This window comes from Streptomyces sp. NPDC026672 (genome assembly GCF_040638185.1).
GTDB lineage: Bacteria > Actinomycetota > Actinomycetes > Streptomycetales > Streptomycetaceae > Streptomyces.
This window is the reverse complement of sequence record NZ_JBEZXS010000081.1, coordinates 1-16,612: the sequence shown is the minus strand read 5'-3', so window position 1 is coordinate 16,612 and position 16,612 is coordinate 1. Positions and strand designations below refer to the sequence as shown.

4 protein-coding genes are annotated in these 16,612 nt (G+C 74.2%); 3 read left to right on the top strand and 1 reads right to left on the bottom strand.

Going from position 1 to position 16,612, the window contains the following annotated elements:
• Nucleotides 1-509: radical SAM protein (locus AB0F77_RS42050; protein WP_361959743.1), on the bottom strand; the 509-nt coding region annotated here is incomplete at its 3' end.
• Between the two features lie 226 nt (nt 510-735).
• On the opposite strand from AB0F77_RS42050, the gene AB0F77_RS42045 reads away from it, so the two are divergent.
• The 3 genes from AB0F77_RS42045 to AB0F77_RS42035 all read left to right on the top strand — a co-directional run.
• Complete coding sequence (locus AB0F77_RS42045; protein WP_361959740.1) at nt 736-1,596, top strand: 1,4-dihydroxy-6-naphthoate synthase; 861 nt, start codon at nt 736-738, stop codon at nt 1,594-1,596.
• A 175-nt stretch (nt 1,597-1,771) separates the two neighbouring features.
• Nucleotides 1,772-11,722: an SDR family NAD(P)-dependent oxidoreductase gene (locus tag AB0F77_RS42040; protein WP_361959737.1), complete on the top strand. Its 9,951-nt coding sequence runs from the start codon at nt 1,772-1,774 to the stop codon at nt 11,720-11,722.
• 61 nt (nt 11,723-11,783) lie between these two features.
• The coding region (locus tag AB0F77_RS42035; protein ID WP_361959734.1) for an SDR family NAD(P)-dependent oxidoreductase at nt 11,784-16,612 on the top strand (4,829 nt) is incomplete at its 3' end.

Sequence of the window (16,612 nt, the reverse complement as noted above, 5' to 3'; positions counted from 1 at the left end):
TCCAGACCCGCATCCATCAACTCGTCCAGGATCTCGCTCGCACTCAGACCCGAGATCGTCTCGAAGTGATGGATCTCCGTCGCCGTGAACGCCTTGATCGAGACGTTCGGCAGCGCCTTCTTCAGCTCACGCAGCGAACGCGGGTAGTAACGCCAAGGGAGCGTCGGGTGCAGGCCGTTGACGACGTGCAGCTCCGAGAGGTGCTCGTTCTCCATCGCCTTGGCGAGACGGACGGCCTCCTCGATGCGCATGGTGTACGCGTCCGTCTCGCCCGGCTTGCGCTGGAACGAGCAGTACGCGCACGACGCCGTGCACACGTTCGTCATGTTGAGGTGGCGGTTCACGTTGAAGTGGACGACGTCGCCGTTCTTGACGGTGCGCGCGTGATGCGCGAGACCGCCCAGCCAGGCCAGGTCGTCCGACTCGTACAACGCGATGCCGTCCTCGCGGGACAGCCGCTCACCGGAGTAGACCTTCTCCTCCAGCTCGCGCTTGAGCCCTGCGTCCATTACCGGGGAACCTCCTCGGTCAGTGCCTGGCGGCACACGTAGTGGTGTGAGCACGCGGCGTGGCACGTGACTCGTCAAGCGGGGGAATCCGGCCGCTTCGGTTGAGGCACTCACATACTCGCGGAGGGCAGTCTGGGGAAAACCCCACATCTACTCCCGGTTTCCTGGAGAGGAGGCGCACCGGCGCCGTCACCACCGACACACGGCCACGAGCGAGGCGGGCGGCATGACCTCACCACTGACCCTGGCGCACTCCCCGTGCCCCAACGACACCTTCGTCTTCCACGCGCTGACGCACGGGCTGCTGCCCGGCGCCCCCGCGACGGAGCTGCGGATGGCGGACATCGACATCACCAACGGCCTGGCCGAGCGCGGTGAACTCGACGTTCTCAAGGTGTCCTACGGAGTTCTGCCCCACGTTCTCGGCGAATACGCCCTGCTGCCCTGCGGCGGTGCGGTGGGCCGCGGCAACGGGCCGCTGGTGCTGCGGCGTGAGCCGGGCGACGGCACCGCCCTGGCCGGCGCCCGTGTCGCCGTGCCCAGCACCACGTCCACGGCCTACCTGCTGTTCCGGCTGTGGGCGTCCCGTGCCGTTCCCGGCGGCGTCGGCGAGATCGTCGTCCTGCCCTTCCACGAGATCATGCCCGCCGTGCGCGACGGCCGGGTGGACGCCGGGCTCGTCATCCACGAGGCCCGCTTCACCTACCGCCACTACGGTCTGCACAGCGTCGCCGACCTCGGCGAGGAGTGGGAGAAGCAGACGTCCCTGCCCGTGCCGCTCGGCGCCATCATCGCCCGCCGCAGCCTCGGCGCCGAGCGCCTCACCGCGCTCGCCGACGCCGTCCGCGCCTCCGTCGAGGCCGCCTGGCGCGATCCCGCCGCCTCCCGGCCCTACGTCCTCGAACACGCCCAGGAACTCGCCACGGACGTCGTCGACCAGCACATCGACCTGTACGTCAACTCGTTCACGGCCGACCTCGGCGACGAGGGCCGCACCGCCGTCACCGAACTCCTGTCCCGCAGCGCCGACATCGGCCTGCTGCCCGCAGTGCCCGACGGCGCCCTGGACTTCCCGCCGCGCGCCTGACGCGCCATGAGAGCAGGCCAACGCTAGGGGATCTCTTAGAGCTGGTCACGGCAGGTCCGGGGGCCGACCCCGGACCTCCGCATAATCGGCCACGGACCCGCCCATACCCGTCCGGGGCCGCCACCGCCCGTGCCACCGGCGTCACCACGGGCCCGCTGTCGAAGGGAACCGATCCGTGACCGAGGACAGGCTCCGCGAACTCCGCGAGTTCCTGAAGCGCGTCACCGCAGACCTCCAACGCACGCGCAACCGCCTGCGGCAGGTCGAGTCGAGGGCCACGGAACCCATCGCCATCGTCTCCATGAGCTGCCGCTATCCCGGCGGGGTGCGCACCCCCGACGACCTGTGGCGGCTCGTCGACACCGGCACCGACGGGGTCTCCGGCTTCCCCGAGGACCGCGGCTGGAACGTCGACGCCCTGTACGACCCCGACCCGGACCGGCCCGGCACCGTCTACACCCGCGAGGGCGGCTTCCTGCACGACGCCGCCGACTTCGACGCCGACTTCTTCGGCATGTCGCCCCGCGAGGCCCTCGCCACCGACCCGCAGCAGCGGCTCCTCCTCGAAGTCGTCTGGGAGGCCCTCGAAGGCGCCGGGCTGCGCCCCGCCGACCTGCGCGGCAGCGCCACCGGGGTGTTCGCCGGCGTCATGTACAACGACTACGGCTCCCGGTTCCCCACGCCCCCCGAGGGGCTCGACGGCTATCTCGGCAACGGCTCGGCCGCCTCCATCGCGTCCGGCCGCATCTCCTACACCTTCGGCTTCGAGGGCCCGGCCATCACCGTCGACACGGCCTGCTCCTCCTCGCTGGTCGCCCTGCACCTGGCCGTACAGGCGCTGCGCGCGGGCGAGTGCGACCGGGCGCTGGCCGGCGGTGTCGCCGTGATGTCCACGCCGGTCACGTTCATGGAGTTCAGCCGCCAGCGCGGGCTGTCCGCCGACGGCCGCTGCAAGTCGTACGCCGACGCCGCGGACGGCACCGGCTGGGGCGAGGGCGTCGGCATGCTCCTGCTGGAACGCCTCTCGGACGCCGAGCGCAACGGCCACGAGGTGCTGGCCGTCATCCGCGGCACGGCCGTCAACCAGGACGGCGCCAGCAGCGGCCTGACCGCCCCCAACGGCCCCTCGCAGCAGCGTGTCATCCGCGCCGCGCTCGCCGCCGCCGGCCTGGAGCCGGGCGACGTCGACGCCGTCGAGGGCCACGGCACCGGCACCAGGCTCGGCGACCCCATCGAGGCGCAGGCGCTGCTCGCCACGTACGGCCAGGGCCGCCCCGCCGACCGGCCGTTGTGGCTGGGCTCCCTCAAGTCCAACATCGGGCACACCCAGGCCGCCGCCGGTGTCGGTGGTGTCATCAAGATGGTCGAGGCCCTGCGCAACCGCCGCCTCCCGCGCACCCTGCACGTGGACCGCCCCTCCACCACGGTCGACTGGACGGAGGGCGAGGTCCGCCTGCTCACCGAGCCCGTCGAATGGACCGACCCCGGCCGCCCCCGGCGGGCGGGCGTCTCGGCCTTCGGCGTCAGCGGCACCAACGCCCATGTGATCGTGGAGGAGGCCCCGGTCCCCGAGCCGGCCGGGGCGGACGAGACGGCACCGGAGGACGAGAACACCCCGGCCGCAGAGGCCGTTCCGGCCGACGTGCCGGTGGCCGCGCCCCGACTCCCCGTCGTGCCCTGGCAGTTGTCCGCGCGTACCCCGGACGCCCTCAAGGACCAGGCCCGCGCCCTGCTCGACCTCCTCGCCGACCGCCCCGACACCGACGACCACGCCGTGGCGCACGCCCTCGCCGCCACCCGCTCCCTCTTCGACCACCGCGCGGTGGTCCTCGGCCCCGACCGCGCCACCCTCCTCGACGGCCTGCGCGGCCTCGCCGCCGACGAACCCACCCCCTACGCCGTCACCGGCAAGTCCCGCAGGGGCGGCGGAAAGACCGCCTTCCTGTTCTCGGGCCAGGGTGCGCAACGGCTCGGTATGGGGCGGGAGTTGTACGACGCCTTCCCGGTGTTCGCGGAAGCCTTCGACGAGGTGTGCGCGCACCTCGACGGTGACCTGAAGGGTGTCGTCTTCGGTGAGGGCGCGGACCTGCTGAACGAGACCGGTTGGACGCAGCCGGCGCTGTTCGCGATCGAGGTGGCGCTGTTCCGGCTGGTGGAGTCCTGGGGCGTACGCCCGGACTTCCTCGTCGGGCACTCCGTCGGTGAACTGGCCGCCGCGCATGTGTCGGGTGTGCTGTCGCTTGAAGACGCGGCCCGCCTCGTGTCCGCGCGTGGTCGTCTGATGCAGGAACTCCCCTCCGGTGGCGCGATGTTCGCGTTGGAGGCGTCGGAGGACGAGGTCGTCCCGCTGCTGACGGACGAGGTCTCCGTCGCGGCCGTCAACGGCCCCCAGGCTGTCGTCGTCTCCGGTACGGAGGCTGCCGCGCAGGCCGTCGTCGACGAGATCGCCGCGCTCGGCCGCCGTACCACCCGACTGCGCGTGTCCCACGCGTTCCACTCACCGCTGATGGACCCGATGCTCGCGGAGTTCCGCGCGGTCGCCGAGAGCATCACCTACGCGGCCCCGCGCATCCCGGTCGTCTCCAACGTCACCGGACAGCTCGCCGCCGCAGGGGAGTTGGAGTCGGCGGACTACTGGGTCCGGCACGTCCGCGAGGCCGTCCGGTTCGCCGACGGAGTGCGCACCCTCGCCGACCGTGGTGTCACCCGCTACGTCGAGCTCGGCCCCGACGCCACCCTCACCGCCCTCGCCCAGCGGTCCGTCCCCACCGCCGACGACGAAGCCCTCTTCACGGCCGTGCTCCGCAAGGACCGCGACGAACCCGGCACCGCGCTCACCGCGCTCGCCGCCCTGCACACGCGGGGCACCACCGTCGACTGGACCGCCGTCCTGCCGGCCGGACAACCGCCGGTCGAACTGCCGACGTACGCCTTCCAGCGCACCCGCTACTGGCTCGACCCGGTGGCCCGCGACACCACGGCGTCGACCGGCGGCCACCCCCTGCTCGGCACGACCGTCGCGCTCGCCGGTTCGACCGCCGTGGTCTCCACCGGCCGTGTCTCGTCGCGCAGCCACCCGTGGCTCGCCGACCACACCGCCTTCGGCACCGCCCTCCTGCCCGCCGGTGTCCTCACCGACCTCGCACTGCACGCCGGCGCCCGGCTCGGCGTCCCGCACCTGTCCGAACTCGTCCTGGACACCCCCCTCACCCTGGCCGAGAGCGGCGAGACCGAGATCCAGACCGTCGTGGAGGGTACCGACGAGGACGGCCGCTGGACGTTCACCGCCCACTCCCGCCCCGTCGCCCGGGGCGACGACGGGACCGCGGAACTCCCCTGGACCCGGCACGCGCGGGGCGTCCTCGAACGCCGGCCGCAGCCGGCCCCGGCCACCGGGTCCCCCACGGCCGACCGGCCCCCGGCCGCCTGGCCGCCCGCCGGAGCCCTCGCCCTCGACACCGACGAGCTCCACCGCGCCCTGGCGGAGCGGGACGTGGTCCCCGGTGCCGAACTGCGCACCCTCACCGCGGCCTGGCGCGACGGCGACGACGTGTACGCCGAGGCCGCCCTGCCCGAATCGCTGCGCGCCGACGCCCCCCGCTTCGCCCTGCACCCGGCGCTCCTCGAAGGCGCCCTGCTCGCCCTGACCGCGACCGGCCGCCCCGCCCCCCACGCCCTGACCTGGACCGGCCTCACCCTGCACGCCACCGCCGCCGAGTCCGTACGCCTCCGTGTCCGGCCCCGCCCGGACGGCACCGTCCGCCTCGACCTGTACGACGCCACCGGCGCCCCCGTCCTGGAGGCGACCGCGCTCACCGCGCGCACCCTCACCCCGCAGGACCTCCCGGCCCCGGCCGCGTCCGTGAGCGACGACCTCTTCACCCTCGACTGGACCGAGTCCAGGACCCCGTGGCTGCCGACCGCGCCCCGACTCGCCCTGCACACCACCCTGGACGACCTCACCACCCCCGTGCCCGAGGTCGTCGCCCTGCCCTTCCGCACCCCCGCCGACGACACCACGCCCACCGCCGAGGCCGTCCGCACCGCCACCGCCACCGCGCTCGACCTGCTGCGGACCTGGCTCTCCGACGACCGCTTCACCGGCTCCCGGCTGCTGCTCGTCACCTCGGGCGCGCTCGCCGCGGGCGACGACGGCACCGTCACCGACCTGCCCGCCGCCGCCGTACGCGGACTCGTGCGCTCCGCCCAGGCGGAGAACCCCGGCCGCTTCCTGCTCGTCGACACCGACACCGACCGGCCCGCCCCCGACGACCTCGCCGAGGCCCTGCGCCACGACGAACCCGACGTCGCCCTGCGCGCCGGCCGGGTCCTCGTGCCCCGGCTCGTGCGCGCCGCCGCCGTCGACGGCGGACAGCCCGAGACCACCTTCGACCACACCCGCACCGTCCTGATCACCGGCGGCACCGGCACCGTCGGCGCCGCCACCGCCCGCCACCTGGTGGCCCGGCACGGCGTACGCCACCTGCTGCTCACCGGCCGCCGCGGCCCCGACGCGCCCGGCGCCCGCGCCCTGGCCGCCGAACTCACCGAGGCCGGCGCCCGGGTCACCGTCGCCGCCTGCGACGTCGCCGACCGCGACGCCCTCGCCGCCCTGCTCGCCACGATCCCCGCCGCACACCCCCTCGGCGCCGTCGTGCACGCCGCCGGCGTCCTCGACGACGGCATCGTCACCTCCCTCACCCCCGAGCGCCTCGCCACCGTCCTGCGGCCCAAGGCCGACGCCGCGGTCAACCTGCACGAACTGACCCACGACCTCGGCCTGTCGGCGTTCGTCCTGTTCTCCTCGGCCGCCGCCACGCTCGGCGGCCCCGGCCAGGGCAACTACGTCGCCGCCAACTCCTTCCTCGACGCCTACGCCGCCCACCTGCGCCACCAGGGCCACCACGCCCTCGCCATCGGCTGGGGCCTGTGGGCCGAGGACAGCGGCATGACCGGCGACCTCGACACCGGCCGCCGCGACCGCATCGACCGCAGCGGCTTCGGCGCCCTGCCCACCCGCCAGGCCCTCGACCTCCTCGACCGCTGCCTGCTGGCCCACCCCGCGGGCACCCCCCTGCCGCTGCGCGTCGACCTGCCCGCGCTGCGCCGCAACGCCGCCGTACTGCCCCCCGTCCTGCGCTCCCTCACCGGCCACACGCCCCTGCGCCGCGCCGTCGGCGCCACCGCACCGGGCACCCCGGCACAGCCCGGCTCCGTGCTCGCCGCGCTCCCCGCCGACCAGCGGCGCACGGCCCTGCGCTCCCTGGTCCGTACGACCGTCGCACGCGTTCTCGGCCACGGCAGCGACGCCGCGATCGGCGCCGACCGGCCCTTCGCCGAACTGGGCTTCGACTCCCTCACCGCCCTCGAACTGCGCAACGCCCTCACCCGCGAGACCGGCCTCCCGCTGCCCGCCACCCTCGTCTTCGACCACCCCACCCCGGACGCCGTCGCCGACGCCCTGCACGAAGGGCTCGCCCCCGCGGCCCCGCCCGCCGTCACCGGACGCGGCGCCACCGGCACCCCGGCCGGCCTCGCCGAGGACCCCGTCGCGATCGTCGGCATGGGCTGCCGCTTCCCCGGCGGCGTCCGCACCCCCGAACAGCTGTGGGACATGCTCCTCAAGGGCGAGGACGGCATCACCGACTTCCCCGCCGACCGCGGCTGGGACCTCGCGAACCTCTACGACCCCGATCCGCAGACCCGGCGCCGGGGCACCACGTACACCGCGCGCGGCGCCTTCCTCGCCGACGTCGGCTCCTTCGACGCGGACTTCTTCGGCATCTCGCCCCGCGAGGCCCTGGCCATGGACCCCCAGCAGCGGCTGCTCCTGGAGACGTCCTGGGAGGCCGTGGAACGCGCGGGCATCGACCCCCGCTCCCTGCGCGGCACCCGCACCGGCGTCTTCACCGGCACCAACGGCCAGGACTACGCCCACGTCCTGAACGCGGCCGACGCCGACACCGAGGGCTACCTCGGCACCGGCAACGCGGCCAGTGTCGTCTCCGGTCGTGTCTCCTACACCCTCGGCCTCGAAGGCCCCGCGGTCACCGTCGACACCGCCTGCTCGGCCTCCCTCGTGGCCCTGCACTGGGCGATACGGGCCCTGCACTCCGGCGAGTGCGACCTCGCGCTGGCCGGCGGTGTGACGGTGATGTCGACCCCGGCCGCGTTCGTCGAGTTCAGCCGCCAGCGCGGCCTGTCCGCCGACGGCCGCTGCAAGGCGTTCGCGGACGCCGCGGACGGCACCGGCTGGGGCGAGGGCGCCGGTGTGCTGCTCGTGGAGCGGCTGTCGGACGCCCGCCGCAACGGCCACCCCGTGCTCGCGGTCGTACGCGGCTCGGCGGTGAACCAGGACGGCGCGTCCAACGGCCTGACCGCCCCCAACGGCCCCTCCCAACAGCGGGTCATCCGGGCGGCGCTGGCGAGTGCCGGACTGTCCGCGTCGGAGGTCGACGCGGTCGAGGCGCACGGCACGGGCACGGCCCTGGGCGACCCGATCGAGGCACAGGCGCTGCTGGCGACCTACGGCCAGGAGCACGACGCGGACCGGCCGCTGTGGCTGGGCTCGGTGAAGTCCAACATCGGGCACACCCAGGCCGCCGCCGGTGTCGCCGGTGTGATCAAGATGGTGGAGGCGATGCGCCACGGCGTGCTGCCCGCCACCCTGCACGTCGACGAGCCGACCACCCACGTCGACTGGGACACGGGCCACGTCCGGCTGCTGTCCGGGCCCGTCGACTGGCCCGAGACGGACCACCCGCGCCGGGCCGGCGTCTCGGCCTTCGGCTTCAGCGGCACGAACGCCCACGTCGTCCTCGAACAGGGCCCCACCGCTCCGGCACCGGACGACCTTTCCCCCGCCCGGCGGCTCCCGGTCACCCCCTGGCTGGTCTCCGGACGGGGCGAGGAGGCCCTGCGCGCCCAGGCGGAACGCCTCCTGGCCCACGTCCAGGCCCGTCCCGAACTCGACCCCGTCGACGTCGCCTTCTCGCTCGTCGACAGCAGGTCGGCGTTCGAGAACCGGGCGGTGGTCCGTGGTACGGACCGCGAATCGATGCTCGCCGGACTGGCCGCCGTCACCCGCGGCGAGACCCCGCCGACCGTGTCCGAAGGCACCGTGGGCGTGGGCAGGACCGCGTTCCTGTTCTCGGGTCAGGGTGCGCAACGGCTGGGCATGGGGCGGGAGTTGCACGACTCCTTCCCGGTGTTCGCGGAGGCGTTCGACGCGGTGTGCGCCCAGTTGGAAGGTGATGTGAAGGGTGTCGTCTTCGGTGACGATGCCGAGGTGCTGAACGAGACGGGGTGGACGCAGCCGGCGTTGTTCGCGATCGAGGTGGCGCTGTTCCGGCTGGTGGAGTCCTGGGGCGTACGTCCCGACTTCCTCGTCGGTCACTCGGTGGGCGAGCTGGCTGCCGCGCATGTGTCCGGTGTCCTGTCCCTGGAGGACGCGGCCCGTCTGGTCTCCGCACGTGGCCGTCTGATGCAGGAACTCCCCTCCGGCGGTGCGATGTTCGCGTTGGAGGCGTCGGAGGACGAGGTCGTCCCGCTGCTGACGGATGAAGTCTCCGTCGGGGCGGTCAACGGGCCTCGCGCGGTGGTGATTTCGGGTACGGAGTCCGCCGCGCAGGCCGTCGTGGACGAGATCGCCGCGCTGGGTCGTCGGACGTCCCGGCTGCGGGTGTCCCACGCCTTCCACTCGCCGCTGATGGAGCCGATGCTCGCGGAGTTCCGTGCGGTCGCCGAGAGTGTCGCCTACGCCGAGCCGCGCATCCCGGTCGTCTCGAACGTCACCGGACAGCTCGCCGCCGCAGGGGAGTTGGAGTCACCCGAGTACTGGGTCCGGCACGTCCGTGAAGCCGTACGCTTCGCCGACGGCATCCGCACCCTCGCCGAGCAGAGCGTGACCCGGTACGTCGAGCTCGGCCCGGACGCCACCCTGACCACCCTCGCCCAGCCCTGCGTCCCCGCGGGCGACAAGGACCCCCTCTTCACGGCCGCCCTGCGCAAGGACCGTCCCGAGGCGGACACGATCACCGCCGCCGTGTCGAAGGCGTTCGTGCACGGTGTCGCCCTCGACTGGCCCGCCTTCCTCGCCGGTTCCGGCGCGCACACGGTCGAACTGCCGACGTACGCCTTCCAGCGTGAGCGCTACTGGCCGAAGACCACGCAGGGCTCCGGCGCACGGGCCCGGGTCGACGGCTGGCGCTATCGCGTCGAGTGGGAGCCGGTGCCCGTACCGGCCGTGCCCGCGCAGGTGCCCGGCCGCTGGATCCTGCTCCAGCCCCCCAGCGACGACGTCCTGCCGGGCATCGAGGAGTTCGTGCCCGGTGTCGACCGCTTCACCTGCCCGCCGGAGACGGCCGACCGCGCCGGGCTGGCCCGGCTGCTGACGCAGGCCGCCGAGTGCGGGCTGATCGCGGGCGTGCTGTCCGGACTCGCGCCCACCGGAGGCGTGCGGGTGACGACGGCGCTCGTCCAGGCGCTGGGCGACGCCGCGCTTGCGGTTCCGCTGTGGGCGGTCACGCACGGCGCGGTGTCGACCGGCGCGCCGGGCGAGGAGCCGGCCGATCCGGGGCAGGCCGCTGTCTGGGGCCTGGGCCGGGTGGCCGCGCTGGAGCACCCCGACCGCTGGGGCGGCCTCCTGGACGTACCCGAGGGCGAGGGCGACCGGCAGGCGCTCGCCGGCATCGCGTCCGCGCTCACCTCGGGCGAGGACCAGGTCGCCGTACGCGGGCCCGGACTGTTCGTCCGCCGGCTGGCCCACGCCCCGTCCGCCGAGACCCCGGCCGTCTCCTGGACCCCGCGCGGCCGGGTCCTGGTGACCGGCGGCACGGGCGCCCTCGGCGGACGCCTCGCCCGCTGGCTGGTGGGACGCGGCGCACGCGACCTGGTGCTGACGAGCCGACGCGGCCGGCAGGCGCCGGGAGCCGCCGAACTCACCCACGAGCTGGAGGAGTTGGGCGCGCGGGTGGTCGTGGAGGCGTGCGACATGGCCGAACGGGCCGAGGTCGAGGCGCTGTTGTCCCGGCACCAGGTCGACGCGGTGTTCCACGCCGCGGGCCTCGGCGACGCGACCCCGTTCGAGCGGACCGACGAACGGCACCTCGCCGCCGTACTGGCCGCGAAGGCGGTCGGCGCCGACCACCTCGACGCCCTCACCCGGGACGCGGACCTGTCCGCGTTCGTGGTCTTCTCGTCCATCGCCGGTGTGTGGGGCAGCGGCGGCCAGTCCGCCTACGCCGCCGCCAACGCCCACCTCGACGCGCTGATCGAACGCCGCCGGGCCGAGGGGCTGGTGGCCACCGCGGTGGCCTGGGGACCCTGGGGCGGCGGTGGCATGGTGACCGACGAGGGCGCCGTGGAAGTGGCCCGGCGCGGGCTGCGGGTCATGGACCCCGACCTGGCCCTGAGCGGACTCGGACGCGCCCTCGACGTGGGCGACGGGACGGTCGTGGTGGCCGACGTGGACTGGGACAGGTTCCTGCCCACGTTCACCAGCCGCCGCCCCAGCCCCCTCCTCTCCGCCTTCGAGGAGCCCGACGAGCCCCGGTCGGCCACCGCGGACACGGAACCGCAGGCCAAGCGGTCGGCCCTGATCACCAGACTCTCCGCGCTCTCCGCCGCCGACCGCAGGACCGCCCTGCGCGACCTCGTGCGCGACCGCGCCGCGGCCGTCCTCGGCCGGCCGAGCGGCGAGAGCGTCACACCCGGCCAGGCCTTCCGCGACGTCGGCTTCGACTCCCTGACCGCCGTCGAACTGCGCGACCAACTGGGCCAGGACACCGGACTGCGCCTGCCCAGCACCCTCGTCTACGACTACCCGACCCCCGGACACCTCGCCGACCACCTCGGCGCCGAACTCTTCCCCGACACCTCGGCCGACCCGGCGGACGCCGCGCACGGCGACGACGAGGCCGCGCTGCGCCGCACACTCGCGACCGTCCCCCTGGCCCGGCTGCGGGAGAGCGGTCTGCTGACCGCGCTGCTCGCTCTCGCCGAGCCGGACGACCGGCCGTCGCGGACGCAGGAGGCGGCACCGGACGACACCGAGGACGACGACCTGATCCAGAGCATGGACGTCGACGACCTCGTCCAACTGGCCCTCGGCGACTCGGCCCCCTGACCGTGCGGCCCGCCACCCACCCCGTCCGCCGAAGTCCGAAGCACGAACAGTGGAGCTGAGTATGCCCACCTCCGAGGAACGCGTTGTCGCGGCCCTGCGCGCGTCGCTGGTCGAGAACGACCGGCTGCGCAAGCAGAACGACCGCCTCGCCCGCGCGGCCACCGAACCCGTCGCCGTCGTCGGCATGGCCTGCCGCTACCCGGGAGACGTCCACTCGCCCGAGGACCTGTGGCGCCTCGTGGCCGACGGCCGGGACGCGATGACCGGCTTCCCGGAGGACCGCGGCTGGGACCTGACCGGCAGCACCACCGACGCCGAGGCCCTGCGCGGCGGATTCGTCACCACCGCCACCGAGTTCGACGCCGCCTTCTTCGGCATCTCGCCCCGCGAGGCGCTCGCCATGGACCCGCAGCAGCGGCTCACCCTGGAGGCGTCCTGGGAGGCGTTCGAACGGGCCGGCCTCGACGCCGGGACGGTACGCGGCAGCCGTACCGGAGTCTTCGTCGGGTGCAGCAACCAGAACTACGGCTCCGCGAGCGGACAGGGACTCCCCGAGGGCATCGAGGGCCACCTGCTCACCGGCAACGCCTCCAGCGTGGTCTCGGGCCGGGTGTCGTACGCGCTCGGCCTCGAAGGCCCCGCGGTCACCGTCGACACCGCCTGCTCGTCGGCGCTCGTCGCCCTGCACCTGGCCGTGCAGGCGCTGCGGGCGGGGGAGTGCGACCTCGCGCTGGCCGGCGGTGTGACGGTGATGTCGACGCCGGACGTGTTCGCCGAGTTCGACCGCCAGGGCGGGCTCGCCGGGGACGGCCGCTGCAAGGCGTTCGCCGAGGGCGCCGACGGCACCGGCTGGGGCGAGGGCGTCGGTGTGCTCCTCGTCGAACGGCTCTCCGACGCCCGCGCCAACGGCCACCCCGTGCTCGCCGTCGTGCGCGGCTCGGCGGTGAACCAGGACGGCGCCTCCAACGGCCTGACCGCCCCCAACGGGCCCTCCCAACAGCGGGTCATCCGGGCCGCGTTGAAGAGCGCCGGCCTCACCGCCTCCGATGTGGACGTGGTCGAGGCCCACGGCACCGGCACGGCCCTCGGCGACCCCATCGAGGCCCACGCCCTGCTCGCCACCTACGGCAAGGACCGCCCCGCGGACCGGCCGCTGTGGCTGGGCTCGGTGAAGTCCAACATCGGCCACACCCAGGCCGCCGCGGGCGCCGCCGGCATCATCAAGATGGTCGAGGCGATGCGCCACGGCGTGCTGCCCGCCACCCTCCACGTCGACGAGCCCTCCACCCACATCGACTGGGAGGCGGGCGAGGTCCGCCTGCTCACCGACTCCCGCGACTGGCCGGAGCTCGACCGCCCGCGCCGCGCCGCCGTCTCCGCGTTCGGTGTCTCCGGCACCAACGCCCACGTCGTCCTCGAACAGGCCGTCCCGGTGACCGGGACGGCCGAGGAGACGCCCGCGGCCCGGCCGGCCGGGCCGCCCGTCGTCCCCTGGGCGCTGTCCGCCCGCACCCCCGAGGCCCTGCGCGCCCAGGCCCGTACACTGTCCGCCTTCCTGACCGAGCACCCCGGCCACGCTCCGGCCGACGTCGGCTGGTCGCTGCTGGCGACCCGCACGGCGTTCGAACACCGTGCCGTCGTCCTCGGCACCGACCACACCACTCTCCTCACCGCCCTGCGCGACCTCGCCGCCGCCGGGACGACCCCACGAGCCGTGACCGGCCAGAACCACGAGGAAGGCAAGCTGGCCTTCCTGTTCTCGGGTCAGGGTGCGCAGCGGTTGGGTATGGGGCGGGAGTTGTACGACGCCTTCCCGGTGTTCGCGGAGGCGTTCGACGCGGTGTGCGCCCAGTTGGAAGGTGATGTGAAGGGTGTCGTCTTCGGTGACGATGCCGAGGTGCTGAACGAGACGGGGTGGACGCAGCCGGCGTTGTTCGCGATCGAGGTGGCGCTGTTCCGGCTGGTGGAGTCCTGGGGCGTACGTCCTGACTTCCTGGTCGGGCACTCGGTGGGTGAGCTGGCTGCCGCGCATGTGTCGGGTGTGTTGTCGCTGGAGGACGCGTCTCGTCTGGTGTCCGCACGTGGCCGTCTGATGCAGGAACTCCCTTCCGGCGGTGCGATGTTCGCGTTGGAGGCGGCCGAGGACGAGGTGTTGCCGCTACTGAGTGACGGTGTGTCGATCGCGGCGGTCAACGGCCCCCGTGCGGTGGTGATTTCGGGCGCCGAGTCCGCCTCGCAGGCCGTCGTGGACGAGATCGCCGCGCTGGGGCGTCGTACGTCCCGGCTGCGGGTCTCGCACGCCTTCCACTCGCTGCTGATGGAGCCGATGCTGGCCGCGTTCCGTGCGGTCTCCGAGAGTGTCACCTACGCCGAGCCGCAGATCCCGGTCGTCTCGAACGTCACCGGACAACTCGCCGCCGCAGGGGAGTTGGAGTCGGCGGACTACTGGGTCCGGCACGTGCGTGAGGCGGTCCGGTTCGCCGATGGTGTGCGCACCCTCGCCGACCGCGGCGTCACCCGTTATCTCGAACTCGGCCCCGACGGCACCCTCACCGCCCTCGCGCAGCCCTGCGTCCCCGACGCCGACGGAGCGCTGTTCACGCCCACGCTGCACAAGACCGGGCCCGAACCGGTCGCCGTGCTGCGCGCGTTGGGCCGGCTGCACGCGGACGGCGTCGCCGTCGACTGGCGCGCCTACTTCGACGGGAGCGGCGCGACGGCCGTCGAGCTGCCGACGTACGCCTTCCAGCGTGAGCGCTACTGGCTCGCTCCGAGCACGCCGAAGCCGAGGCCCGGTGCCGACTCCTGGCGGTACGCCGTCACCTGGAAGCCCCTGACCCAGCTCTCGGGCGGCACCCCCCAGCCGTCGCCGGGCCGTCGGCTGGTGCTGGTCCCCGAGGAGCGGGACGCGCGGGCCGACGCGACGATCGACGCCGTACTCGAAGGGCTTGAGCGGCACGGCTTCGAACTGTCACGGGTCGAGGTCGCGCACACCGCGTCCGCCACCGGCCGCGCCGAGCTGGCGGACCGACTCCGGCTCACGCAGGAGGAGTTCGGCCCCTTCACGGCCGTACTCTCGCTCCTCGCGCTGGCCGAGGACCCGGACGAGGTCACGGCGTCCACGGTCACCCTGGTCCAGGCCCTCACGGACGCCGCACTCACCGGCCCGGTGTGGTCGCTGACGCGCGGCGCCGTGTCCGTCGGGCGCACCGACTCCGTCACCGCGCCCGAGCAGGCGGCGGTGTGGGGCATCGGCCGGGTCGCCGCCCTCGAACACCCCGACCTCTGGGGCGGACTCGTCGACCTGCCCGACGACCTCGACGAACGGGCGGTCGCCCGGCTCGCCACGGTCCTCGGCGAGGGCGGGTCCGGCGAGTCCGGCGAGGACCAGCTCGCGGTCCGCGCCACCGGCACCTACGGCCGTCGGCTCACCCGCCCCCGCCCCGCCCCGCTCGACACCTGGCGGCCGCGCGGCACCGTCCTCGTCACCGGCGGCACGGGAGCCATCGGCGCCCGGGTCGCGCGCTGGGCCGTCGAACGCGGCGCCGAGCACGTCGTCCTGGCCGGCCGCCGCGGTCCCGACGCCCCCGGTGCCGCCGAACTCGAAGCGGAACTGGTCGAGGCGGGAGCCCGGGTCACCCTCGTCGCGGTCGACGTCTCCGAGAGGGACGAGGTCGCCGCGCTCCTCGAAGCCCACCCCGTGGACGCCGTCCTGCACACCGCGGGCGTCCTCGACGACTCCGTGCTCGGCGGCACCGACCCCGAACGCGTCCGGCACGTCCTGCGGGCCAAGGCCGAGGCCGCCCTGCACCTGGACGAGCTCACCCGCGACCGGGACCTGTCGGCGTTCGTCCTCTTCTCGTCACTCGCCGGTGTCCTCGGCAACGCGGGACAGGGTGCCTACGCCGCCGCCAACGCCATGCTGGACGCTCTCGCCGAGCGGCGTCGTGCGCAGGGGCTGCCCGCGACCTCGGTCGCGTGGGGCCCGTGGGCCGGCGGCGGCATGGCCGCGGAGGCCACGGGCGACCGCAGGCGCAGCCGGGGCGCCGTGGCGTCCCTCGACCCCGACCAGGCGCTCACCGCCCTCGCCACGGCCCTGGACGCCGATGTCACCACCGAGTTCGTTGCCGACATCGACTGGCAGCGCTTCGTACCGGCCTTCACCGCGATCCGCCCCAGCGCCCTCCTGCGCGACCTCCCGGAGGCCACGCCCGCCCCGTCCGCCGACCGCACGCCCTCGACGGCGGACCGCGCCGACGGCCCCGGCGCCCGCATCGGCGCGCTGCCCCGCGAAGCGGGCATCCGGGCCGCCGAAGACCTCGTCCGCGCCCGCGCGGCGGCGGTCCTGGGGCACGCGGGTCCGGAGTCGGTGCCCGCGGACCGTGCGTTCCGTGACCTGGGCGTGGACTCGCTGATCGCGGTGGAGCTGCGCAATGTTCTTGGCGCGGAGTGTGGGGTGCGGTTGCCGGCGACGGTCGTCTTCGACCATCCCACTCCGGCGGCGCTCGCGAACTTCCTGTACGGCGAACTCGGCGGCGCCACCGAGGACACGCCCGGTGTGACCGCCGGAGTGGCCCTGTCCTCCGATCCGATCGTGATCGTGGGCATGGCCTGCCGCTTCCCCGGCGGGGTCGACTCCCCCGAATCCCTGTGGGACCTGCTGTCCGAGGGCCGCGACGGCATGGTCACCTTCCCCGACGACCGGGGCTGGGAAGGACTCGGCACGGTCTACGGCTACGACGCCAACGACTTCGCCCGCGTGGGCGGCTTCCTGTCCGGCGTTGATGCTTTTGACGCGGGGTTTTTTGGTGTGTCGCCGCGTGAGGCGTTGGCGATGGATCCGCAGCAGCGGTTGTTGTTGGAGTCGTCGTGGGAGGCGGTGGAGCGGGC